Source organism: Prevotella rectalis (assembly GCF_900607215.1).
Taxonomy (GTDB): Bacteria; Bacteroidota; Bacteroidia; order Bacteroidales; family Bacteroidaceae; genus Prevotella; species Prevotella brunnea.
Genome location: NZ_LR027820.1, coordinates 537131 through 561958 on the forward strand (window position 1 = coordinate 537131; position 24828 = coordinate 561958).

Annotated in this window: 26 protein-coding genes; 21 read left to right on the forward strand and 5 right to left on the reverse strand. The window is 39.7% G+C overall.

The genetic code is table 11. The features are described 5' to 3' along the window. The 21 genes from tsaD to E0E16_RS03235 all read left to right on the forward strand — a co-directional run bounded on the left by tsaD (position 1) and on the right by E0E16_RS03235 (position 20815). Complete coding sequence (gene tsaD / locus E0E16_RS03130; protein ID WP_130828778.1) at positions 1–1032, forward strand: tRNA (adenosine(37)-N6)-threonylcarbamoyltransferase complex transferase subunit TsaD; 1032 nt, start codon at positions 1–3, stop codon at positions 1030–1032. Positions 1033–1062: 30 nt separating this feature from the next. Beyond that, positions 1063–1566 carry a CinA family protein gene (locus tag E0E16_RS03135; protein ID WP_130828779.1) on the forward strand — a complete coding sequence of 168 codons (504 nt, stop codon included), beginning with the start codon at positions 1063–1065 and terminating at the stop codon, positions 1564–1566. A 125-nt stretch (positions 1567–1691) separates the two neighbouring features. Beyond that, complete coding sequence (gene rpmB, locus E0E16_RS03140) at positions 1692–1955, forward strand: 50S ribosomal protein L28 (RefSeq protein WP_130828780.1); 264 nt, start codon at positions 1692–1694, stop codon at positions 1953–1955. A gap of 2 nt (positions 1956–1957) precedes the next feature. Further along, a complete protein-coding gene (rpmG, locus tag E0E16_RS03145) occupies positions 1958–2146 on the forward strand; it encodes a 50S ribosomal protein L33 (protein ID WP_130828781.1) in 189 nt (62 codons plus the stop codon). 38 nt (positions 2147–2184) lie between these two features. Further along, a complete protein-coding gene (locus E0E16_RS03150) occupies positions 2185–2343 on the forward strand; it encodes a DUF4295 domain-containing protein (RefSeq protein WP_130828782.1) in 159 nt (52 codons plus the stop codon). Between the two features lie 250 nt (positions 2344–2593). Further along, positions 2594–3550: a signal recognition particle-docking protein FtsY gene (ftsY, locus tag E0E16_RS03155; RefSeq protein ID WP_130828783.1), complete on the forward strand. Its 957-nt coding sequence runs from the start codon at positions 2594–2596 to the stop codon at positions 3548–3550. 39 nt (positions 3551–3589) lie between these two features. After that, positions 3590–4891, forward strand: a complete 1302-nt coding sequence (gene rimO, locus E0E16_RS03160; protein WP_130828784.1) for a 30S ribosomal protein S12 methylthiotransferase RimO — start codon at positions 3590–3592, stop codon at positions 4889–4891. A gap of 29 nt (positions 4892–4920) precedes the next feature. Beyond that, entirely contained in the window at positions 4921–5208 is a 288-nt protein-coding gene (locus E0E16_RS03165) for an HU family DNA-binding protein (protein ID WP_130828785.1), read from the forward strand. Beyond that, on the forward strand, positions 5208–6527 hold the full coding sequence (locus tag E0E16_RS14185; RefSeq protein ID WP_240048131.1) for an HU family DNA-binding protein: 1320 nt from the start codon (positions 5208–5210) through the stop codon (positions 6525–6527). The genes E0E16_RS03165 and E0E16_RS14185 overlap by 1 nt, the downstream gene beginning before the upstream one ends. A 242-nt stretch (positions 6528–6769) precedes the next feature. After that, the gene (locus tag E0E16_RS03180) at positions 6770–7765 is read left to right on the forward strand and encodes an AAA family ATPase (protein WP_130828786.1); all 996 of its coding nucleotides are present in this window, start codon (positions 6770–6772) and stop codon (positions 7763–7765) included. Between the two features lie 50 nt (positions 7766–7815). Beyond that, positions 7816–8685 (forward strand): DUF58 domain-containing protein, encoded by an 870-nt coding sequence (locus tag E0E16_RS03185; protein WP_130828787.1) that lies wholly within the window; start codon positions 7816–7818, stop codon positions 8683–8685. After that, positions 8685–9749, forward strand: a complete 1065-nt coding sequence (locus E0E16_RS03190; RefSeq protein WP_130828788.1) for a BatD family protein — start codon at positions 8685–8687, stop codon at positions 9747–9749. The genes E0E16_RS03185 and E0E16_RS03190 overlap by 1 nt, the downstream gene beginning before the upstream one ends. Positions 9750–9761: 12 nt before the next feature. Next, on the forward strand, positions 9762–10733 hold the full coding sequence (locus E0E16_RS03195) for a vWA domain-containing protein (protein WP_130828789.1): 972 nt from the start codon (positions 9762–9764) through the stop codon (positions 10731–10733). Between the two features lie 29 nt (positions 10734–10762). Then, entirely contained in the window at positions 10763–11788 is a 1026-nt protein-coding gene (locus tag E0E16_RS03200) for a VWA domain-containing protein (protein WP_130828790.1), read from the forward strand. Next, positions 11785–12456, forward strand: coding sequence for a tetratricopeptide repeat protein (locus tag E0E16_RS03205; protein WP_130828791.1), 672 nt, complete (start codon positions 11785–11787; stop codon positions 12454–12456). Before E0E16_RS03200 ends, E0E16_RS03205 begins: the two co-directional genes overlap by 4 nt. Before the next feature lie 6 nt (positions 12457–12462). Further along, entirely contained in the window at positions 12463–15030 is a 2568-nt protein-coding gene (locus E0E16_RS03210; protein WP_130828792.1) for a BatD family protein, read from the forward strand. A 15-nt stretch (positions 15031–15045) separates the two neighbouring features. After that, the gene (locus tag E0E16_RS03215) at positions 15046–15747 is read left to right on the forward strand and encodes a phosphatase PAP2 family protein (protein ID WP_130828793.1); all 702 of its coding nucleotides are present in this window, start codon (positions 15046–15048) and stop codon (positions 15745–15747) included. A 7-nt stretch (positions 15748–15754) separates the two neighbouring features. Then, positions 15755–17026, forward strand: a complete 1272-nt coding sequence (locus E0E16_RS03220) for an S-adenosylmethionine:tRNA ribosyltransferase-isomerase (RefSeq protein ID WP_130828794.1) — start codon at positions 15755–15757, stop codon at positions 17024–17026. 13 nt (positions 17027–17039) lie between these two features. Then, positions 17040–18227, forward strand: a complete 1188-nt coding sequence (locus E0E16_RS03225) for a DUF2027 domain-containing protein (RefSeq protein ID WP_130828795.1) — start codon at positions 17040–17042, stop codon at positions 18225–18227. A gap of 12 nt (positions 18228–18239) precedes the next feature. Next, positions 18240–20204, forward strand: a complete 1965-nt coding sequence (locus E0E16_RS03230; protein ID WP_130828796.1) for an NAD(+) synthase — start codon at positions 18240–18242, stop codon at positions 20202–20204. A gap of 185 nt (positions 20205–20389) precedes the next feature. After that, positions 20390–20815, forward strand: coding sequence for a DUF6078 family protein (locus E0E16_RS03235; RefSeq protein ID WP_130828797.1), 426 nt, complete (start codon positions 20390–20392; stop codon positions 20813–20815). Here the strand turns inward: E0E16_RS03235 and E0E16_RS14190 are convergent. The 5 genes from E0E16_RS14190 to E0E16_RS03255 form a co-directional block, all read right to left on the reverse strand. Beyond that, on the reverse strand, positions 20793–20924 hold the full coding sequence (locus E0E16_RS14190) for a hypothetical protein (RefSeq protein ID WP_255418101.1): 132 nt from the start codon (positions 20922–20924) through the stop codon (positions 20793–20795). The two genes, E0E16_RS03235 and E0E16_RS14190, sit on opposite strands and share 23 nt — an antisense overlap. Before the next feature lie 120 nt (positions 20925–21044). Next, positions 21045–22274 (reverse strand): hypothetical protein, encoded by a 1230-nt coding sequence (locus E0E16_RS03240; protein WP_240048132.1) that lies wholly within the window; start codon positions 22272–22274, stop codon positions 21045–21047. 97 nt (positions 22275–22371) lie between these two features. Further along, positions 22372–22932, reverse strand: a complete 561-nt coding sequence (locus E0E16_RS03245; protein ID WP_130828798.1) for a Fe-S-containing hydro-lyase — start codon at positions 22930–22932, stop codon at positions 22372–22374. A gap of 19 nt (positions 22933–22951) precedes the next feature. Further along, entirely contained in the window at positions 22952–23794 is an 843-nt protein-coding gene (locus E0E16_RS03250; protein WP_130828799.1) for a fumarate hydratase, read from the reverse strand. Further along, positions 23795–24739 carry a P-loop NTPase family protein gene (locus tag E0E16_RS03255; RefSeq protein ID WP_130828800.1) on the reverse strand — a complete coding sequence of 315 codons (945 nt, stop codon included), beginning with the start codon at positions 24737–24739 and terminating at the stop codon, positions 23795–23797. Between the last annotated feature and the right edge of the window lie 89 nt (positions 24740–24828).

Sequence of the window (24828 nt, forward strand, 5' to 3'; positions counted from 1 at the left end):
ATGATAAAACAAGACATTTACATATTGGGTATTGAAAGTAGTTGCGACGATACGAGTGCAGCAGTTCTAAAAAATGGTATTATCCTTAGCAATGTAACTGCCTCTCAGGACGTTCATAAAGCATACGGAGGCGTAGTTCCGGAATTGGCATCACGTGCGCATCAGCAGAATGTGGTTCCTGTTGTTGACCAAGCCATCAAACGTGCCGGGATAACCAAAGAACAGCTTTCGGCAATCGCTTTTACGCGTGGACCCGGGCTTATGGGTAGTTTGCTGGTAGGAGTAAGCTTTGCAAAAGGCTTTGCACGTTCATTGGGCATCCCACTTATTGAGGTAAACCATTTGCAAGGACACGTTTTAGCACACTTCATCAAAGAGGATGAGGAAGACACGCATATGCCGCCATTCCCATTTATTTGTTTATTAGTATCCGGTGGAAATTCACAAATTGTAAAAGTGAATGCCTATGATGACATGGAAGTGCTTGGACAAACCATAGATGACGCAGCGGGCGAAGCCATTGATAAATGTTCTAAAGTGATGGGACTCGGCTATCCCGGGGGACCAATCATTGATAAACTTGCACGACAGGGCAATCCGAAAACTTTCAAGTTTTCAGAACCAAATGTTGGAGGTTATGATTATTCATTTTCCGGACTTAAAACCTCTTTTCTATATAATTTAAGAGAGTGGGTGAAGACCGATCCTGATTTTGTGGAGCATCATAAGAAAGATTTGTCCGCCAGTCTTGAATTTACGATAGTAGATATTTTAATGAAGAAACTTCGTAAAGCTGTCAAAGATACGGGTATAAAGCATGTCGCCGTAGCCGGTGGAGTTTCTGCCAACAACGGTCTAAGAAATTCGTTCTACGAACATGCAAAAAAATATGGGTGGACCATTTATATTCCTAAGTTCAGCTATACCACTGATAACGCAGCAATGATTGCATGTGTAGGCACATTTAAATATGGAGAAAAGAAGTTTACCACGATAAATGTACCCGCATTTAGCAAGGTGACATTTGAATAAATAAGCAAATTACAGCAAAATAAAACAATAATGGAATTTGAAAGTAAGATTATCTCTCGCCAAATTGGCGATTTGTTATACGACTCAGGTTTAACACTTGGAACAGCTGAGAGTTGTACGGGGGGAAGAATAAGCGAAGCCATCGTGTCAATTCCCGGTGCATCCAATTATTTCAAAGGTGGGATTATTTCATATTCAGATGAAATTAAAACCAATATTTTAGGCGTGTCGCCCAATACGCTACAAGCGAAGACTGCCGTTTGCGAAGAGGTAGCTCAAGAAATGGTCAAAGGGGCTATTAAATGCCTTGATGTCGATTTCGCTATTTCAGCAACGGGAATAGCCGGTCCCGGTGGAGGAACACAAGAAATACCCGTGGGTACAATATGGCTGGGATATGGAAATGCTGAGGACGTCAGAACATTTCGACTAACCGAGAATTTCGGACGTGACATCAATTTGGCAATAGCAACGAATAAAGCGATGAGATTGATGCTTGACTTTCTGAATGAGAAACTTTCCAAAGAATTGTAATCTTAAAAAAAGCTTAATTCTATAGATTATCTAAGACTTTCCTTTGCATACTTGATTTTTTTTTGTAATTTTGCAACCTGTTTGGAATAGGTATCAATTAACGAATCACAAAACCAAAGATAGAAATGTCTAAGATTTGTCAAATCACCGGTAAGAAGGCACAATTGGGCAATAATGTGTCTCACTCAAAGCATCGCACAAAGCGCAGCTTTGACGTAAACCTCTTCAGCAAGAAATTCTACTATGTAGAAGAAGGTTGCTGGATTTCATTGAAGATTAGTGCAGCTGGTCTTCGTTTAATCAATAAAGTCGGTTTGGATAAAGCATTGAAGCAAGCTGTATCCAAAGGTTATGTTGACTGGAAGGATATTAAAGTAATAGGAGACTAAGAATCATGGCAAAAGCTAAAGGAAACAGAGTGCAAGTCATTCTTGAGTGCACGGAAATGAAAAATAGCGGTCTTCCCGGTACAAGTCGTTATATCACTACAAAAAATCGCAAGAATACTGCAGAGCGTCTTGAGCTGATGAAGTATAATCCGATTTTGAGGAAAATGACTCTCCATAAGGAAATCAAGTAAGATCGTATTGTTACGTTAATAGTCAAAACAAATAAACTATGGCAAAGAAAGCGGTCGCTACCCTCCACGAAGGCTCAACGGATGGTCGCGCATATACAAAAGTTATCAAAATGGTAAAAAGCCCAAAGACTGGTGCTTATATTTTTGACGAGCAAATGGTTCCTAACGAACAAGTTAAAGATTTCTTTAAGAACTAATAACTGAGAAATTTTATAATAAACTATAAGGATTGTAAACATTGCAATCCTTATTTTTTATTAAGGAAGCCCCCTTGAATTATAACTACAATATCTTTCTGCTCGACACCGGATGGTTGTTTCATTCTCAACAATTTATTTGTTTTTTTGACTCACTTGGAATTAAGTAAGTTTTCCATCGAATCAATACATACTCTTTTATTCGTTTTTTTGCGTGAATTGTGCTAACTTTGCATCAAATTAGCTAATTATGGGATTTTTCGGACTGTTCAATAAGAAAAAAAAAGAAGTTTTAGATAAAGGACTTGAAACGACAAAACAAAGCGTGTTTTCAAAATTGACGCGCGCAGTTGCCGGTAAGTCAAAAGTTGATGATGAGGTTTTAGATAATCTGGAAGAGATACTTATTACTTCTGATGTAGGAGTTGATACGACCTTGAAGATCATTGAGCGCATTGAATCACGAATAGCTCGAGATAAATATGTTTCCACAACAGAACTCAATGGCGTTTTACGTGAAGAAATAGCTAAACTTCTTACTGAAAATAATACAGAGAATACCGAGGACTGGGATTTTCCATCTGACCATAAACCTTATGTTATCCTTGTGGTAGGGGTGAATGGCGTAGGTAAGACCACAACCATTGGAAAATTAGCGTACCAATTTAAGAATGCGGGTAAGAAGGTCTATTTAGGGGCTGCCGACACCTTTAGAGCGGCGGCTGTAGAGCAAATTTCCATTTGGGGAGAACGTGTTGGCGTTCCAGTGATTAAACAGCAAATGGGATCCGATCCGGCAAGTGTTGCTTTTGATACGCTACAAAGCGCAAAAGCAAATAATGCAGATGTTGTGCTTATTGATACAGCAGGGCGATTGCATAACAAAGTTGGATTGATGAATGAGCTAAAGAAAATTAAGGATGTCATGAAAAAAGTTCTCCCATCAGCACCCGATGAAGTTATGTTGGTTTTGGATGGGAGTACGGGACAGAATGCTTTTGAACAAGCCAAACAATTTGCATCCGTAACCCAAATAACTTCTCTTGCCATCACAAAACTCGATGGAACGGCAAAGGGCGGTGTTGTTATCGGAATCAGCGATCAATTGAAAGTACCAGTTAAATATATCGGTCTTGGAGAAGGCATGGAAGACCTTCAACTCTTTAACAAAGAGCAGTTTGTGGATAGTCTGTTTAAACAAGATTAATACTACTAACTATTTTTCTCTCTTTGAATAAAATATCACATGAAGCAAAACCAAATAGATATTATCACATTAGGATGCTCAAAGAATTTAGTTGATTCTGAACTAATCATGAAACAATTTGAGGCCAATGGCTATCATTGTGTTCATGACCCCAACCATCCTCAAGGTGAAATAGCTGTAATCAATACTTGCGGATTTATAGCTTCTGCCAAAGAAGAGAGTATCAACACTATATTAGAGTTTGTAAGTAGGAAAAATAACGGTTGCCTTAACAAACTCTATGTGATGGGGTGTCTTTCTCAGCGATATAAAAACGAGCTTGAAAAGGAAATACCGGAAGTTGATAAATTTTATGGAAAGTTTAATTACAAAGAGCTTCTGACGGATTTAGGGAAAGCGGAAATTAAATCATGTAACAACCGACGCCACCTTACCACACCGCATCATTACGCATTTATTAAAATTGCTGAAGGGTGCGATCGTCATTGCGCTTATTGCGCTATTCCGCTCATCACCGGACGACATCGTTCTCGACAGATGAGCGAGATTTTAGCAGAAGTAAAAGAACTTGCAGCTGAAGGAACAAAGGAGTTTCAAATTATTGAGCAAGAACTGACCTATTATGGGGTGGATATTGACGGAAAACAACATATATCCGAACTGATTTCTCGCATGGCAGATTTACCCGGTGTCGAATGGATAAGGCTGCATTATGCCTATCCAAACCAATTCCCAACCAATCTTTTGGATGTGATACGTGAAAAGCCTCAAGTGTGCAAATACCTGGATGTCGCCCTACAGCATATCTCTGACAATGTTCTTTCTCGTATGCAACGTAACGTTACAAAACAAGAAACGATTGATTTTATTAAGAAAGTAAGAAGGAAAGTGCCCGGAATACATTTACGTACAACGCTAATGGTTGGCTTTCCGGGTGAGACAGAAGATGACTTCCGGGAACTGATGGAATTTGTAAGATGGGCACGTTTTGAGCGAATGGGAGCTTTCGCCTATTCACACGAAGAAGGAACTTACAGTGCAAAACATTATCAAGACGATGTACCTGAATCCGTTAAACAGCAACGTTTAAGCGACCTCATGGCACTTCAACAGCAAATCTCATCAGAGATTGAAGCTGAAAAAGTTGGCAAGGAAATGAAAGTGATTATTGATAGGAAAGAAGGGGAATATTATGTGGGAAGAAGCGAATTCTGTTCTCCTGAGGTTGATCCGGAAGTTTTGATCAAAGCAGATAATGATTTGAGAGTTGGAAAATTCTACAACATTCGAATAACCGATTCGGATGAATTTGACTTGTATGGAGAAATCACTTTTACGTAACATTCGTAAGATTATTATGCCCTCTGTTTATGAATAATAAAGAATTTATAGCAACATTATCAAATCAAACTGATTATTCTCAAGAAGAAACTCAGCAATTAGTGAAAACTGTTCTTGCTGGAATGGTGAACACCTTCGACACCGGTGACTCTTTACTCATCTCCGGCTTTGGTACCTTTGAGGTAAAAAAGAGGGTAGAACGAGTGATGGTTAATCCGGCAACAGGGCAAAAAATGCTTATCCCCCCAAAGTTAGTACTGGGCTTCAGACCGGCTGCTTCCATTAAGGAAAGATTAAGATATGGAGGGAATGAATAATGGGCAAAACATCACTTCAAATTGTTACTGAATTTGTAGCTAAAAAGCATAACCTTACCATAAAAGAAGCTGATAAATTTCTTTCTGCTTTTTTTGAGACGATTCAGCAAGGTCTAAAAGAAGATAAGATTGTAAAAATAAAGGGATTGGGAACTTTTAAAATACAATCTGTAAAAGCACGTGAGAGCATTAATGTCAATACAGGCGAGAGAGTCGTTATAGAAAGACATGAGAAGGTGAGCTTCACCCCTGATGCTTACATGAAGGCAATGGTAAATAAACCTTTTTCCGACTTTGAGACAGTAGTACTCAATGATGGGGTTCAGTTTGAGGAAGCGTCTTCTTTGGATGAAGAAGACAAAGAGTTCATACAGTATTCTGATGATTCAAACGGAAGCTTGTCAAAAATCGATGCACTCCATCAACAGAAAGCAACGAAACACAATGGCAATGAGACTATGCCACTCTCTGATGGCGAGATAGAGGTGTCATCCGACACGAAAGTAGATATTCCCATTCATCCATTTGAAGATAAAGAAAATGACAACTCAGATTTAATTCATATAACAGATAGCAATACAAAAGAAAACTCAGCGATTGGACAGCAAGAAGAAGTTCCTGATATAGCTAACACCACGTATGACAATGATACCAAAGAGGTGATCAATAACAAAAGTGATTCCCCTAAAAACAATTTACACCTAAAGGAATGTGATATTATTAAGGATGAGGTACAGGATGAAGCTCCAACGGTTTCATCAAATAACATGGGGGTATCAAACGTGAATTACAACGTTAATAGTGAGGAAACAGGGAGTGATGATGGTATCTTTGACACGTCTCATGATATATCACCAAAAAATAGGCACAAGGCGTGGATAACCATCTTGACAGCCATCTTCCTTGCGAGCGTGATTTTTGGAATTTACACTTTAGGAAAACATGCAGATGCCTCGAAAAAGCAACTGACTTCAACTTCCAAACATAAAGTTGTAGTAAAACCTAATATACCTAAAAGTGATATAGTTAAAGAGGATAATTCCATTGATACTCTAAAGGATAAAACAACTAAGAAATCGGATTACAAATTGTTAAGTTCAAACCCGAAAATCAGATATGGTGCGTATGACATCGTAGGAGTTGAAAAAGAAGTAGTACTTAAGAAAGGGGAAAATATGAGTTCGTATAGTAAAAAGACGTTAGGACCGGACATGGTAGGCTATTTCCAAGTACTCAATAATGCAGAGACTATGAAAGAAGGCGATACAATGAAAGTTCCAAAAGTTGAACTCCGCCCTGAATACAGAAAAAAGAGGTAAAAAGGGTGGGGTTGCAACGTTATGATGATATTTTTAAGCATAGCACGTTGCATTGTATATACATCAGGTGGGTTATCTCCAGAAAAAGAGTTGCCTATTTTGAAAATAACTAAAAAGTTTCTTAAAAGATACCTTTAAGAAACTTTTTTAATATTATTTAGTCTGTAAATTGTATCCATATTACTTTATTTGTATTACTTTTGCGTAACAATAAAATAATGAAGATATAAATTGATTTAGTTATGACAGAAGCTTTAGATATTCGTGAATTAAATACGCGGATTGAACAAAAAAGCGCATTCATCACCAATTTAATTACAGGTATGAGGCAAGTAATTATTGGTCAGCAACACTTAATTGATTCCTTACTTATCAGTTTGCTTAGTAATGGACATATCCTGTTAGAGGGCGTCCCCGGGTTGGCAAAAACTTTAGCTATCAAAACTCTTTCACAATTGATAGAATCGAAATATAGCCGCATTCAATTTACTCCGGATCTTTTGCCTGCTGATGTTATTGGAACTCAGATATACTCACAAAAAGATGAACGATTTCACGTCAAAAAAGGTCCTATTTTTGCAAATTTTGTTTTAGCTGACGAAATAAATCGCGCACCTGCTAAAGTTCAGAGTGCATTACTTGAAGCGATGCAAGAACATCAAGTAACGATAGGCGATCAAACCTTCACCTTTCCAACTCCTTTTATGGTGATGGCAACTCAAAATCCGATAGAACAAGAGGGAACGTATATGCTTCCTGAGGCGCAAGTAGATCGCTTCATGTTGAAAGTTGTCATTGACTACCCTACGTTGGAAGAAGAAAAGCTTGTTATTCGGAAAAACCTTGCAGAAACTGATTTCCGTGTTGATGCAGTTACAACCGCTGAGGAAATTCTGAATGCCAGAGCTATTGTAAAGGAAGTTTATATAGATGAAAAAATTGAGCAGTATATTGCTGATATAGTTTTCGCCACACGCTTTCCGGAAAGATATGCTTTGGGCGAATTAAAGCAAATGATTACTTTCGGAGGCAGTCCCCGCGCAAGTATAAATTTGGCAAAAGCAAGTAGGGCTTATGCCTTTATAAAACGTCGTGGATACGTTGTTCCTGAAGATATTCGAGCAGTTGCTTATGATGTTCTTCGCCATAGAATCGGTTTATCGTATGAAGCCGAGGCAAGCAATATCACAAGTGAAGAAATTGTCCGCCAAGTCATTAATAAAGTTGAAGTTCCCTAATTTGTTAGTTGTTTACTTCTGATGAAAAGCATTATTGTTTGACAAATTGAATGGACACCACGGATTTATTAAAAAAAGTACGAAAAATAGAAATTAAGACACGCAGCCTTAGTCAGAATATCTTTGCAGGTCAGTATCATTCTGCTTTCAAAGGTAGAGGTATGGTCTTTTCCGAAGTGCGCGAATATCAGTACGGAGATGATGTCAGGGATATTGACTGGAATGTAACGGCACGTTTCCACCATCCGTTTGTCAAGGTTTATGAAGAAGAACGTGAGCTTACCGTTATGTTGCTAATTGATGTAAGTGGTTCGCTGGATTTTGGAACAATTAAACAAACAAAAAAGGACTTGGTTGCCGAGATTTCTGCAACTTTAGCTTTTTCTGCAATACAGAATAATGATAAAATCGGTGTTATCTTTTTCTCAGATCGAATAGAGAAATTTATACCTCCACAGAAAGGTAGGAAGCATATTCTTTACATCATTAGAGAAATGCTCGACTTTCAACCTTCCGGGCAACGTACGAACTTAAAGATTCCATTGGAATTTTTGATAAAAGCCTTAAAAAGGCATTGTACTGCTTTCTTGCTTAGTGACTTTTATGTACGGTCGAGTTTTAAAGACGAACTAACAATAGCCAACCGTAAACATGATGTTATCGCACTGCAAATTTACGATCACCGCTCTAAAGAATTACCGAATGTGGGATTGATGAAAATAAAAGATGCAGAAACCGGACATGAAATGTTCATAGACACCGGAAGTAAAGTAGTTCGCCAAGAACATAAAGCATATTGGATTCGACACCAAGAAAATCTTCGCGACACTTTTTCCAAGTGTGAGGTAGATAATATTTCCATAGCAACGGGTGAAGATTTTGTTAAGAAACTTATGATATTGTTTGCAAAAAGAGGATAATGAAAAGATATATATTCATACAGATTTTGCTACTTCAAGCTCTCTTCTCTTGTGCTCAAGTGAAAATAGATGCTGTTTTGGATAGCACATCTATTATGATAGGATCTCAAACTCATTGGGCAATTACCGTAAAAGCGCCCAAAGGAGTGAATATATCTTTTCAAAAAGAAAAATTTGCGTCAGCTCTACCTGATAATATAGAGATTCTTGGTCATCAGATAGATACCATATCAAATACGAAAAATGTGATAGTTCGGCTTAATTACACCATTACATCATGGAAGGAAGGCAACTACAAACTTCCTGCCGTGCCGGTATATGTAAACAAAAAAAAGCAGAATTCTAATCCCGTAAAGTTAAAGGTAACAACTATAGAGATAGATACAACTACCATTGCGACAATACGTCCGTCGGATGACATTCAAAATAATCCTTTCGCCATCTCGGAATGGATGCCTTTATTTTGGCTGACGACATTGATGATATTGAATCTGTTCTTGGTTTATTTCCTTCGACTTCGATTAAACAATGCGAAACCTTTAATTTCCATGAAACGGAGAAGACAGACAATTTTACCACATGTCAAAGCACTTGCGAATATCAATACGTTGAAAATAGGAAGTTTCAAAAATGAAGACGAACAAAAATTATATTATACGCGCCTAATCAATGTCTTGCGTGAATACTTATACGAAAGGTTTGGTCTCAATGCGATGGAAATGACGTCCAAGGAAATCATAAACCATCTAAAAGCCCATGGCTACAACACGAAAGAGAACTACTTGCAGACAGCTTTTGAAATAGCCGACTTGGTGAAATTTGCTAAATTTTCTACCGCTACATCAGAATATGCATATTATCTTACCAATATTGCTAAATTTATTGAAGGAACCAAATCTGAACATGGAGTAATAGCAAATGAGAATGAAAAGACTAAAGTCAAAGTGGGGAATGATCGAAAACAACGAGTCATTCTTAAACTGCTTATATTGACCTTCCTTATAATTACCGCCGGACTTTTTTGTTTCGTGTCATGGAATATTTATAGTCTTTTAAGCAATTAAAACATTGTGAAGATGGAATTTGCAAATAAAGAATATTTGTTACTGCTGCTTCTGCTTGTTCCTTATGTATTGTGGTATTTTCTACGCAATAGAGGGAAAGAACCTACACTTAGAATGGCAGACACATATGCCTACGAGTACGGAAGGAAGAGTTTTAAAATGAAGATAATTCACCTTCCGATCTTTCTTCGTTCTCTTACATTTGCACTTGTAGTGATGGTATTGGCACGTCCACAGACTCATCAGCCATTGAGTAAAGATTATTCCAATGGAATCAATATTATGCTTGCGATGGATGTTTCAACAAGTATGCTCTCGCAAGATGTAGCTCCCAATAGAATGGAAGTGGCGAAAGATGTTGCTAATGAGTTTATTAGTAGCCGTCCTACTGATAATATAGGACTTACGATATTTGCCGGTGAAGCATTTACGCAATGTCCAATGACAACAGACCACGTGTCTTTGACAAATTTGCTTATGAACATTCGGCCGGATATCTCTGCCAATGGTTTGATTAAAGATGGAACGGCTATCGGAATGGGCTTGGCAAATGCCATAAGTCGCCTTAAAAATATTAAGGCTAAAAGCAAAGTAATTATTCTTTTGACGGACGGAAGCAATAACATGGGCGATATTTCTCCTAAAACGGCTGCAGAGATTGCAAAAAAGTTTGGCATAAGAATTTATACTATAGGCCTGGGAGGCGATCAACCAATGGATGCATCCTCAAAGACTGTCGGAGAAATTGACTACAACACACTGCAAGAAATCGCTGTTTTGACAAACGGAGAATTTTATCGAGCACAGAGTAGGCAAGAGCTTTCACAGATTTACAAGGATATTGATAAATTGGAAAAGACAAAGATAGAGAATAAAAATTATGGGAAACGCTATGAGGCATATATGCCATTCGCATTTTTTGCCCTGATAATTTTTCTCATGGAAATACTACTTAGGATAACCGTGCTCAAACGGATTCCATAGTAGAATGTAACAAAAAAAATAAAAGCATAATGTTTAGATTTGATAATCCGCTTTGCTTGTGGTTATTATTGCTAATACCTATATTGGCAACCATCTATTATGCCTCTATACGTAAACGAAGAAAGCGAATGTCGAAATTTGGTGATTTAACCTTATTAAGGCAACTCTCTCCTGATGTTTCCAAGTATCGTCCCACAGTAAAGTTCGTGTTACTTGAAATCTCGCTTTCCCTAATATGTGTTTTATTGGCTCGTCCACAAATTGGGGTTAAGAGCATAAGCAATAAACACAAAGGTATAGAAGCCATTATTGCAATGGACATTAGTAATTCCATGCTTTGTCAGGATGTTGCGCCATCAAGATTAGAAAGGTCTAAGATGATGGTTGAAAATCTTGTAGATAATCTGACAGAAGATAGAATTGGGCTCATTGTTTTTGCCGGTGATGCGTATGTTCAATTGCCCATTACCGCGGATTACGTATCGGCAAAAATGTTTCTTGACAATATAGACCCATCGTTAATTGGTACACAAGGAACTGACATAGGTGAAGCTTTGAATTTAGCTATACATAGTTTTTCGCAAGATGAGAAAACGGGTAAAGCAATCATCCTTATTACAGATGGTGAGGATCATGAAGGAAATGCCGAAAACTTAGCCCGAAAAGCAAGCAAAATTGGTATTAGGGTGTTTATACTTGGTGTAGGTTCTGCGAATGGTGCTCCAATTCCTTTAGAGAATGGAGATTATCTAAAAGACAAAACAGGAACTCCGGTTATAACACATCTCAATGAACCGATGTGTAAACAGTTGGCATCAATTGGAAACGGACTGTATCTTCATATTGATAATACTTTCTCTGTGGAGAAACGGCTAAACAAAGAATTAGGGGTCATGCATAAAGGAGAGTTCCAGAATATGACATACAGCGATTATAACGATCAGTTTCAGGCTGTTGCAATTCTTATAATTCTACTTTTAATAATTGATGTCATTATATTGGAGGTGAAAAATCCAATAATTAGTAGGTGGAATATATTTCATAAAAAAATATGAATAGAACTTTATCTATATTAAGTCTATTGGTGTTGATGGCATTAAGTGTAACAGCACAAAATGATAGGCAATTGATTCGTGAGGGGAATAAATTCTTTCGGCAGCACAATTATGTCCAAGCAGAAACCAATTATAGAAAAGCAATAAGTAAGAATGCGAGTAATGGAATTGCCAATTATAATTTAGGTTGTGCTTTACAGGCGCAGCAAAAGGATTCTTTAGCTATCCAACAATATAAATATGCAGCTGAACTCGAACAGAACAAACAGCGAAAGGCAAGTTCTTTTTATAATTTAGGGACAATTTATCAGAATAAGAAAGATTATGTTAATGCTATTGCAGCTTATAAGAACGCATTACGAGCGAACCCAAAACATGATAACGCCCGATATAACCTTATACTTTGCATGAGGCAACAAAAGAACCAATCGCAAAATAATAATCAAGCGAAGAATAATAAATCAAACAAGAACAACCGAAACAACCAAAATAAAAATACATCCCATCAAAATGAAAAGGCTAAACAAAATAAAGAAGATAATCGGTTGAGTAAGGATGTAGCTGAGAAATTGCTTGATGCCGCGATGCAAGAGGAAAAAGAAACTCAACAAAGATTGAAAAAATCAATGCGGCAGCCAAGTACAAAAAATATTGATAAGAATTGGTAGTGCATTATGAAACGTTATATTTATTTATTGCTTGCAATTATACTCCCAACAATTACAGTTGCACAAAGGATTAGAGTCGCAGCTCCACGCCAAGTTGTGGTAGGCGAGGAGTTCCAAGTTGAATATACAGTATATACAGATAATATTGATGGTTTTAAATTGGCAAAAATTCCTGACGGAATAGAAATACTTGCCGGTCCATACATTGGTAAACAGTCAAGCTATCAAGTAATCAATGGGCATACAAGCAGTTCATCATCTATAACATACGACTATGTTTTCGTAGCTACCAAAAAAGGCAATTTTACTCTTCCACCGGCAAAAATAACCATTAACGGACAAAACTTGGCCTCGACACCGGTTAAACTATCTGCATTTGGAAATGCCAACATTAATAGATCTGCTAATGGGAAGGGACAATATGCGGATGAAATCGAAGTTACTCGTCCTGAAAGCAAGACGGTAGGTTCTAAGGATCTTTTTATTAAAGTTTCTGCAAACAAAACAAAAGTATATGAGCAGGAACCCATCGTCTTGACTTATAAGGTATATACTTCTGTTAATCTTATTAGTTTAGCCGGTAAAATGCCCGACCTTACAGGATTTCACATTCAAGAGGTTAAACTGCCTCAACAAAAGTCATTCCATACGGAAATCGTAAAGGGGCGGAAGTATCAGTGCACCACATGGAGTCAATATGTATTATTTCCCCTTGTTCCCGGAAAGACTAAAATTCCTTCTATTACCTTTCACGGAACAATAAGACCGGGGTTCGATGATTTTGATCCTTTTGCTTTCATGTCTGACGGAGGAGATATAAATAAGGATATAATTGCCCCGGGACTAACACTAAAGATTATCCCATTACCTCAAAAGCCTGTTGGTTTCTCCGGTGGAGTGGGGAAATTAAATATAACCGCCCAATTAAATAATGATGAAGTTAAAGAAGGAGACCCAATTAACTTACGCGTAATTATTAGTGGGCAGGGAAACTTAAAATTACTCAAACAACCCATTGTTGGTTTTCCTAAAGATTTTGATGTTTACGATGCCAAAGTATCGGATAAAACAACGTTGGGAGTAAATGGAACTGAGGGAAGTATAGTCTATGATTTTATGGCGGTTCCTCACAAAAAAGGTGTCTATGAAATACCGGCAATAGAATATATATATTTCGATACGTCCTCAAACAGCTATAAAACAATTCAGACTCGAGCTTTTAAGATTAAAGTTGCAAAGGGAAACGGAATATTTGACGATTTGTCAGCAATAACAAAAAATAATTGGAGTGATATTCGAGCTATTAAAACCGGTAGGACAAAGAATATCTTTAGTTATTCTTTCTTTGGCTCTGTTTTTTTCTGGCTAACACTCTTTTTCATCGTTATATCATTTGTGGTTATGCTTCAATGGTTAAAGAAACGCTCTCACATGCAAGCCGACATAGTTTTCTTAAAAGGTAAAAATGCGCGAAAGGTTGCAATCGTGCGTATGCACAATGCCAGACAACTGATGGAACGAGGAAAATCAACAGAGTTTTATGATGAGGTTCTCCATGCCCTTTGGGGATATGTCAGCAACAAACTTGATATTCCTGTTGAACGATTATCTCGGAATAATATCAGAGAAACTTTTTCTCAAAAGAATGTTGGTGAGCAAACTATCAATAAATTCATTGAAGCTCTTGATGAATGTGAGTTTCAACGTTATGCACCGGGAGATGAACGGGGGAATATGAAATCAACATACGAATCTGCACTTTCAGCAATTACGGATATAGAGGAGACTATGAAAAAGAAGACCAAAGATGTACATTCGAACATACTTTTATGGATGTTTTTTATACAATTTTTCATCTGTATTCTGTGGAGTTCAAACGCTTTCTCCCAAAAGAAGACGGATGCGGATAAAGCGTATCAATCAGGAAATTACGAACAGGCAATACATATTTATCAATCTCTTTTATCAAAGGAAGCAACTGCTGATTTATTCTACAATTTGGGCAATGCTTATTATAAACATAACGATATTACCAAGTCTATAATAGCTTATGAGAGGGCATTACGGCTCTCTCCCAGCGATGAAGACATACTTTTCAATCTTAACTTGGCACAATCCAAGACGATTGACCGCATTCCGCCAAAACCAGAAATGTTTTTTGTAAGCTGGACAAAGGCTTTGATTAATCTATTAAGTATAGATGGGTGGGCGTATTTAGGCTTAATTTCTTTATTCTTCGCATTGGCATTAACCCTTGTGTATCTTTTTGAAAGCAAACTCAAATGGAAAAAAATTGGTTTCTTTTTGGCAGTGTCTTGCTTTTTACTTTTTATATTCTCAAATGTGTTTGCACTCTACCAACGTTCTGAATTACTCAATAATGATTCTGCGATTGTAATATCGCCCATGGCTGAGGTAAAACTTACTCCAAGTAACAAATCAGCTTCATTGATGATTATTCATGAAGGGACGAGAGTAAATATTACAGATAGAAATATCAGAGATTGGCGAGGTATAACTTTGGCAAACGGAGATAGTGGATGGATTAAGTCTGACATGATAGAAGAAATTTAAAGTAGGTGGACTTTTATGATGGAGCAATTGATAAATTTTGATAAATCTTTCTTGCAACTATTCAATGGAAGCGATAACGTTTTCATTGATGATTTTGTATTGTTGCTGACATCAGGATTTACATGGATTCCATTGTATTTAGCCCTTTTATATCTCATTATTAAGAATAATGACGCATGGAATAAGATATTTCTTATTATCCTATCGGTCGGTCTGTGTATGCTGATATCAAATGGTTTTAATGGCGGGGTAATAAAACCGTTTATCGGACGAGTTCGCCCTTCGTTGGATCCGGATCTTATCACCGACTTACAGTTGGTTAGAAACTATACCGGATCAGGGTTTAGCTTTTTTTCCGCACACGCTTGTAACACCTTCGCAATAGCTGTTTTCTTCAGTCTGTTGGTGAGAAGTAAACTGCTTTCATTCTTTCTCATAGGATGGGCAATGCTAAATAGCTGGACTCGTTTGTATTTGGGCGTTCATTACCCTCTTGATGTCGTTGTGGGAATGTTGATGGGAAGTCTCATTTCTGTTTTTATCTATGGAGGCTATATGCGAATATCCAAGAAGTTTACCCCTACAATGCCATTTATATCTTCACAATATACGCCATCGGGTTATAATTTTTCGGACGTTGATATCATTATCACAGTCTTTATCTTTACACTCTTATACTGCATCATTCGTGCGGTAATTCAATTAGGTTTTTTATAGTATGCAAATGAAAACAGAAACAAAACATATTAAAATCTCGGAATTCGACTATCTTCTGCCCGACCAAAGAATAGCTAAATTCCCCTTACCACAAAGGGATCATAGCAAACTTCTGCTCTATAAGCATGGAGAGGTTTCGGAAGATTTGTTTTACAATCTTAAAAGCCATCTTCCGAAGGGAGCATTGATGGTTTTCAACAACACGAAAGTAATTCAGGCTCGTATGCATTTTCGCAAGGACACGGGAGCATTAATAGAGATTTTCTTGATGGAACCTGCTCAACCAACCGATTACGAGCTAATGTTTCAAACAAATGCCACTTGCTCATGGTTGTGCATGATTGGTAATTTGAAAAAATGGAAATCCGGAACCCTTTCCCGCACATTTGAAATCAATGGTAAATCTCTTCATCTGACTGCAACCATTGATAAGTCGAAGATTACTGAAGCTAAGGGTGGGACTAACTATTGGGTGGATTTTAGTTGGGATAATGATAAAGTAACATTTGCCGAAATTCTTGAGGCGGTTGGCGAATTGCCCATTCCACCATATCTTAATAGAGAAACTCAAGAAAGCGATAAAACTACTTATCAAACCGTATATTCAAAGATTAAAGGTTCGGTTGCGGCACCGACAGCCGGACTACATTTTACAAATTCTGTCCTACAAGCCCTTGACGATTGCGGAATTGTTCGTGATGAATTGACGCTTCATGTCGGAGCAGGTACTTTCAAGCCGGTAAAAAGCAGAGAGATACAAGGACATGACATGCATACAGAATATGTTGTAGTTCATCGTCATACTTTGGAACATCTGCTTGAGCATGATTGCTCGGCCATAGCCGTTGGCACCACGAGTGTTCGAACGCTTGAGAGTCTGTATTACATGGGAGCGAAACTTGAAGCAAACCCCACAGCAACGGAAGCTGATTTGCATGTAAAGCAGTGGGAGCCTTATGAGTATGAGCATGATGAGAAAGGAAACGTGCTTATTAATGGAAAACCGCTCTCTGTGTCAAAAGCAATCCGGAATCTATTGGATTATTTGGATAATGACAAGCTGAAAGCCCTACATTCAAGTACGCAAATAATTATTGCTCCGGGCTATAAGTACAAAATCGTTAAAATGCTAATAACCAATTTCCATCAGCCACAATCAACGCTTTTACTACTTGTGAGTGCATTTCTGAATGGTGATTGGCGAAAAGTTTATGATTATGCTCTTTCGCATGATTTTCGTTTCCTTAGTTATGGTGATAGCAGTTTGTTGATACCTTAAAAGCATGTAAACAATGAAAATAGGAGATAAGGTTAGATTTTTAAGTGAAGTGGGAGGCGGAAGAATTTCCGGCTTTCAAAATAAAAATATCGTATTGGTGGAAGATGCTGATGGTTTTGAAATTCCGACACCGATTAACGATATAGTTGTTATTCCCGATGACGAAATGTTGGAATCAAAAATTAAGAACATCGAAAAAGCCAATCACGAAAAGGATGCCAATGAGTTTAAATCCATTAAAGCACGCTTGACGGATAATTCAGACCTTGATAATGAGTCTCAGGAAATGGAGGATAGTTGTGATTTCGTATCACCCACAAAAGTCTCCTATCCAACGAATGAACGCGAAGGTGGTGATGAGCTTCTACTATTTTTGGCTTTTCTTCCCAAGTCGTTCAACAACCTTTCAAATACTGATTTCTCCACCTATTTGGTGAACGATTCCAATTACCATGCTTATTATGCTTATGCCGTAAAAGATGGAGACCTATGGATGTGTAAAACGACCGGACATATCGACCCTAACACTAAATTGCTTCTTGAAGATTTTTTTTATTCCGACCTGAATGACTTAGAAGATATAAGCATACAAATTTTTGCTTACAAACCGGACAAACGCTTTGAGTTGCAACCGACCATTGACACAAAAATACATTTGGATGGGACCAAGTTCTACAAGAGAAATTCCTTTGTTGAGAATGATTTTTTCGACTCGCCTGCTATCTTGTTTTCTTTACCCGGCAAGGATAAAGTTTTACCCGGATTGAGTGGAAAGAAGCATAAAACATTCATTAAATTACAAAGTAGTCATACTGAAGAAATAGAAACAAAACCATCATCAACAAGCAATAAAATCATAAAAACAGCTGATAAGAGACAAATAAGGACACATAGTACGAAACAATTGCTGAAAAATGATAAAATTGTTGTAGATTTGCATGCCAATGAATTGTTGGAAACAACAACCGGTATGTCGGCGCATGACATCTTGGAGTATCAACTTCAGGTTTTCCGGAATATTCTGGAACAATATAAGAATAAAAACGGTCAGAAGATTGTCTTTATTCATGGAAAAGGAGAAGGCGTTCTCAGACACGCCTTAATTCATGAGTTAAACTATAAATATAAAAAATATCAATACCAAGACGCATCATTTCGAGAATATGGATATGGTGCAACACAAGTTACTATAACAACCTAAATACTATATGCGATGAAACATGGATTTATCAAAGTGGCAGCAGCCATCCCGGCAGTTCGAGTCGCTGACACAAAATTTAATCTTGAAGCTATCGAAGAACAGATAGCAATTGCTGAAGGTAAAGGTGTAGAAATCATAGCATTTCCGGAACTCTCGCTGACAAGTTATTCCTGTCAGGATTTGTTCCGTCAACAACTTCTACTTGAAAATGCAGAGCACGCCGTGTTAATGTTATTGGCCTTCACACGACAATTAGACATTATATCCGTTGTGGGTGCTCCGGTAAGTGTGGGACCTTTAACCTTAAATTGCGCCATCGTCATCCAACAAGGGAAGATTTTGGGCATAGTCCCTAAAACTTATTTGCCAAACTATGACGAGTTCTATGAGAAACGCTGGTTTGCCTCCGCAAAAGACTTACATCCCACGCAAATTCATTATGCAGGACAAACAATCCGGGTTTCCAATGAAATGCAAATCTTCGAGACGGTCAGTGGTGTGAAATTTGGATGTGAAATATGTGAGGATGTTTGGGCTCCCATAGCTCCCAGCAGCTATCTTGCATTGGCAGGAGCTGAAATACTATTCAACTTGTCGGCCACTGACGAGTTGTTCGGAAAGCATCAATACCTTAACGAAATGCTGATGCAGCACAGCGCACGCCTCATGGCGGCTTACGTATATAGCAGTTGTGGATTTGGCGAGAGTACCCAGGATATAGTTAATGCCGGGAATGCCATAATCTACGAGAGTGGCAATTTGGTGGCACATTCCGAACGTTTCAGTTTGGAGCCGCAACTGCGTGTGGCTGAAATAGACATCGATCGTTTGCGAAGTGAGCGTCGCAACAATACCACCTTCTGCGGTGCTCAACGCACACTCGGCACAGAGCCGTTGGGACTTAATGTTTCGTTCAATATTAAGGATACCATTAAATGTGGCGCACCCAATAATCCGGAGAAAGACTTTGTACTCTCGCGTCATATAGACCCACACCCCTTTATGCCGGAACGAGCTGACAAGAATGCGGCCTGTCACGAGATGTTCAATGCACAGGTGTTTGGACTTGTCCGCAGGTTGGTGCATACACATAGCAAGAATGTTGTTTTGGGCGTTAGTGGCGGATTAGACTCCACCCTTGCGCTACTTGTCTGTGTAAGAGCTTTCGACCGTTTAGGCTACGACCGGAAAGGCATTTTGGGAGTTACCATGCCGGGGTTTGGAACTTCTGCGCGCACTTATCAAAATGCCGTCAAACTCATGGAAGAATTGGGCATCACGATGAAAGAAATCAACATCACCTCTTCTGTCATTCAGCACTTGAAAGATCTTGAACATGATTTAAGTCTTCAGGACTCGACGTATGAGAATGCACAGGCACGTGAAAGAACGCAAATCTTAATGGACTTGAGTAATAAGTGCAATGGATTTGTTGTGGGGACAGGCGACATGAGCGAATTGGCGTTGGGGTGGTGCACCTATAATGGCGACCACATGAGCATGTATGCTGTAAATGCGGGAGCACCGAAGACCACTATCAAAGATTTGATTAGATATTATGCCAACAACGAGAACAACGAGGACATCAGCACCTGCTTGATAGATGTTATCAACACGCCCATTTCTCCGGAACTCCTCCCTGCAAATGAAGCGGGCGAGATTGAGCAGAAGACTGAAGATATCGTGGGCCCATACGAACTTCATGATTTCTTCCTTTATTATGTTCTCCGTTATGGTTTCCGCCCTTCTAAGATTATATTCCTCGCTCAATCTGCCTTTGCGGGGGTATATACAAATGAAGTTATCAAGAAGTGGCTGAAAGTATTTATTGAACGCTTCTTCAAACATCAATTCAAGCGTTCCTGCCTGCCCGATGCGCCAAAGACATCGGTTGTCAGTCTCTCGCCACGAGGCGACTGGCGAATGCCCTCCGATGCCATGGCCACAGATTGGCTCGCAGAATTGGAAAAGGAATGATGTGGGAAAACAGAATTGTATGAGAAATAAGGTCGGATAACATCTCTTTCGGTATTCCGACCTTATTTCTTCTTTTGACAGATATTATCAGTGAGAGGTTCAAACAATTCTGCGACCGGAGCGACGACGAAATCTACAAACGCATTCACGTGTTGTAGGAACAAAGAACTAAATTTCAATCAGAAATGGAATACGATATTTGCTACACGCCTCAATGTCCCCGCCATGAGGAATGTACGCTTTGGCACAACGCACGGCGCGAGATGGAGCAGGACAGATTCTTCCTTTCCATCGCCAACCCGCGGATCATCGAAAAGGCAGGGGGCTACGACCATTGTCCGGTGTTTCACCGGTGGGAACTGCGACGTTTTGCTCGTGGCATGCGCTGGCGTTACGGTGCGCTCACGAGCGATGCTCAGGACGCGATACATGAAAGGTTGGAAAGCCACTTCGGATATGCGTTGATAGGACGTATGCGCCGTGGCGACGAGGTCATTTCGCCCGATGACCAAGCATACATCCGCAAGGTTTTTGCCGAGGCAGGGCAGGGGGTGGAACCAGAATTCCTGGCTTTTGAAGAGCACTATATCAAGCCGCCTCGCCGAAAATAGCACGTGCGATAATGTTTCCTCTCGTGGAACGGAAATATCCCTCTCGTGGAACGCTGACGTTCCATGGGAGGAACATGAATGTTCCATGGGTGGAATGTGAACGTTCCATGGGTGGAATATAAACGTTCCATGGGTGGGAAGTGAACGGTTGTTCGCACTCTGACAAGACAAGAGCTTATCGGAAGCATACAATATCAGCCGTCTTTGTGTGGTCTTCCTGATTTGGAGCTTATAAATTGAACAATCGTTGATAGCTTTGCGAGACATATTCGGAAAGATTGTCGTATAGTGTTTTTAATTCCGAACTTTTTATCTTTCCATTTTTATACCATTTGTCTCTCGTTTCATTGGTCATTCTGAAGATTTCTTTCTCTACCGGAGCCAATTGCTGCATGATGCCATTCCCATCTTTATTGTAGAGCGCCTCCCAATAGAAATAACGGTCTGAACCAATGCCTTCATGGAAAGCATAGACTTGTTCTTTCAGCTTGTCCACTTTTTTACCAAAGAGGGTAACAACTTCTTTGGGCTTGCTCGTGTATAAGGATGGCAGAAGGGTATCGGCGTCTTTTAACCAGAAGGGAAACGCCACGCTTACCGGCGGATAACCTAATACCGTCCATAGGGTGGTAAGTTCAGGATTCTCGTTGATCCGTACGCCTTGAATGATGGCGGAACATGCCGTACCGCTGCGAGAAATGAAATCCTGATCGATAAACCATCCCGCAGTTTTGGGCTTATTGTGATTGCCGTCGCGGAGGTCGATGCCGAGTTGTGGATTAACAAATGAGCGTGCCAATGACGTAAAAATCCAATCCGGAGCGATGGATTTGCTTTGGGCAGCTCCGGCAAGGGCTTCGTCATCGGTTCTGTATCTGACATAACCCAACCCCTTGTGTTCCGGACCGGTGAAGCTGAAGTTTGTGCGTGCAATGTAGCCGTGGGGTGCAATGGCAGGGTCGTTGGCATCAAAAAACTTGTAGCCGCGAGTGCTTACTTCAAACCACCCCGCGCCGCCTCTCGCATCGATTACGCCAAAGTTTGCACACAAACCTTTGAGACTGGTCGTGTCGAGAAAGTTCTTCAGCTCATCCACCGTGGCACAAACATTAAGGGCTCTGAACATGAAGTTTCCGTTCTTATCGCCCGGCTCTACACCATTGATTGTTTCCTCTAAGTTAAACGACTGTGTGTTCATGATGGAAAAGCCGGCGGTATTGGTACCCATCCAAATTTCCTCATTGCTGCGAGCGTTACAATCGACAATCCCAAAGAAATTATACTTGGTTCCGTTAAAAAACTTTATGCTGTTTTGCAAATTATCGGTGTCTCTTACTTTCCAAAGCAGAGGACGTCCGTCGGCAGTAACTTTTCCGGTTACGACGGCAGCTGTGCAGGCATAGCCCGAAGTAAGATAGAAAAGAAAAATCGTGGTTAGAAAAAATACTTTTTTATTCATGTGGAAAAGGTTTTAATATTTTGGCAGATACCGAAAAGGTAAATGTGGCATCGCATCATCGGTGATAATCACTCCGCCACATTTACCCCACTTTCATTTACTCCTGTCTATATTGAGCAACGCCCAATTTATACATATCGTTGCCCTCATGGTCTATTGCCACGATGACGGGCAATTCCTCCACTCTGAGTTTGCGTATCGCTTCAGTGCCAAGCTCGGGAAAAGCGATGACTTCCGCTTCCTTCACGGCTTTCGCCATAAGAGCAGCAGCCCCGCCAATGGCAGCGAAATAAACTCCGGTGTGCTTTTTGAGCGCATCGATCACTTCTTCGCTTCGCGACCCTTTCCCTATCATGACGCGTAATCCCTCCTTGATAAGGGTGGGAGAGTAGGCGTCCATTCTGCCACCGGTCGTGGGACCTACCGACCCAATGGGCTGACCGGGCTTGGCAGGACATGGCCCGGCATAATAGACAACTTGTCCCTTAAAGTCAAAAGGCATCGGCTCGCCTGCTTTGAGCATTTCGCAAAGTCGTTTATGGGCAGCATCTCTTGCTGTATATATCGTGCCCGAGATGAAAACCATATCACCGGCTTTTAATGATTTTATCTTCTCGTCCGTGAAAGGGGCTGTTAGTATTCTTTTCTGTTCTTCCATAATGTTCTAAGTCTAATAATTACAAATCACCTTCTGCATGCCTTGTAGCATGGCAACCAATATTTACGGAAACCGGTAAGCCGGCAATATGAGTGGCATTGGTCAAGATGTTCACTGCCAAGGCTGTCGTTGTTCCTCCAAATCCGCAAGGTCCGATACCGAGTTTATTAATCTCCTCAAGGAGCTCTTTTTCCAAGCGTGCCACTTGTTCATTATCACTTACACTGCCCACGGGACGCAAAAGTGCTTTCTTACTCAGATAGGCAGCACGTTCCATTGTTCCTCCAATACCGATGCCTACGATGATCGGGGGACAGGGATTTCCGCCGGCATGGAAAATAGTGTCGATGACGAACTTCTTTATGCCCGGCACACCATCGCTCGGCGTGAGCATTTTTAGTCCACTCTTATTTTCGCTTCCAAATCCCTTTGGAGCCACCGTTATGTGAAATTTCTTGCCGGGAACGATTTCATAGTGAATGATGGCAGGAGTGTTGTCGGTGGTGTTCACCCTGTCAAGAGGATCTTTCACAACGGATTTGCGAAGATACCCTTTGCTGTAACCCTGCCTTACGCCTTGATTGACGGCGTCTTCAATAAATCCACCCGTTACGTGGACATCTTGTCCCATTTTCACAAACACTACTGTCATGCCGGTGTCTTGGCACATCGGACTTCTTTCTGTTTTGGCAATATCAGCGTTCTTAACGATTGTCCCGATGATCTTCTTCGCCAGCGGAGACTTTTCGGCTTTAGAACAAACAACAAGTTTTGAATAAATGTCGTCAGCCAAAACGTAACATGCTTCTATACAAAGTTTTTCTACTAACTCCGTAATTTTTGATGCTTCTATCTCTCTCATTTAAATGTCTCTTGTAAGGAAATACTGAGTATTTCTGTTTTCAATATTTTCGCAATTCTTATCCACAATGCCTATAAGGCAATAGGTCTTGGTATCATTGTCAAACATCAGTTCTTTTACAAGCGAAAAATCGGTTATCTCCGACGTGTTTCTTACTTGCAAGCGTGGACCGCCACATTCAACAACGCGATCCCCGATGGTGATGTGTTCTTCATCATAGTAGGCAACAGGCAAACTCTTCCCGATAACTTCCTTGACATCAGCCTCCAATTCAGAAATATCAAACTCTTCCTTGTTGTAGAATTTCATAACGAAACCGTTGCGAATATCTGAAAAGAAATAACTGTCCTGATATATTCCGTACCTGTCCTCCAATACATAACGTGTAATTTCTTCGGCACTATGCGCCATCTTTCTGTATTTTAGGGATTCATGAACAATCTCATAAATACTCTCCGGCAACGGACCGAACATACTGGGGCGTGCCACGATAATCTCTTCTCCTATTCCCACCAGCAAATCGGCATTTCTGCCCAAAGCTTGATGAAGTAGATTGAAATGCTCTATGATGACACGTTTGTTATGTTTCAGCAGGGTTTTCACGAACTCCGCTATCTCCCACATTTGCAAAAATCCCATAAGGAAACGAACATCAAGATGGAAAGAGGACGATTCTTTTACTTCTCCCAATGCAATGGCTTCACGCAGAACCATTATCTTTCTTGGATTGATGACATCATCGTCATTGGCAAGTTCCAATCCGGGAAACATACCTTTTATTAATGATGACTTTCCGGAACCGGCATCTCCTACTATTCCAATCAACCGATCGGTGAATAAAAGGTGTCGTTGAGATATGTGGTCGCCGAGAATGATAAGTCGTTCTTTACCACGAGGGGCAAAATATTGGGTTGAAATAAGATATTGCTGAATATGATTAATCATGCTGAGAGGGAGTTTGGGTTGTGTCTTGTTTGTTTGAATATGCCAAAACCATGTTGGCAACATGATACATGAATGAAAAAAACAAGTTG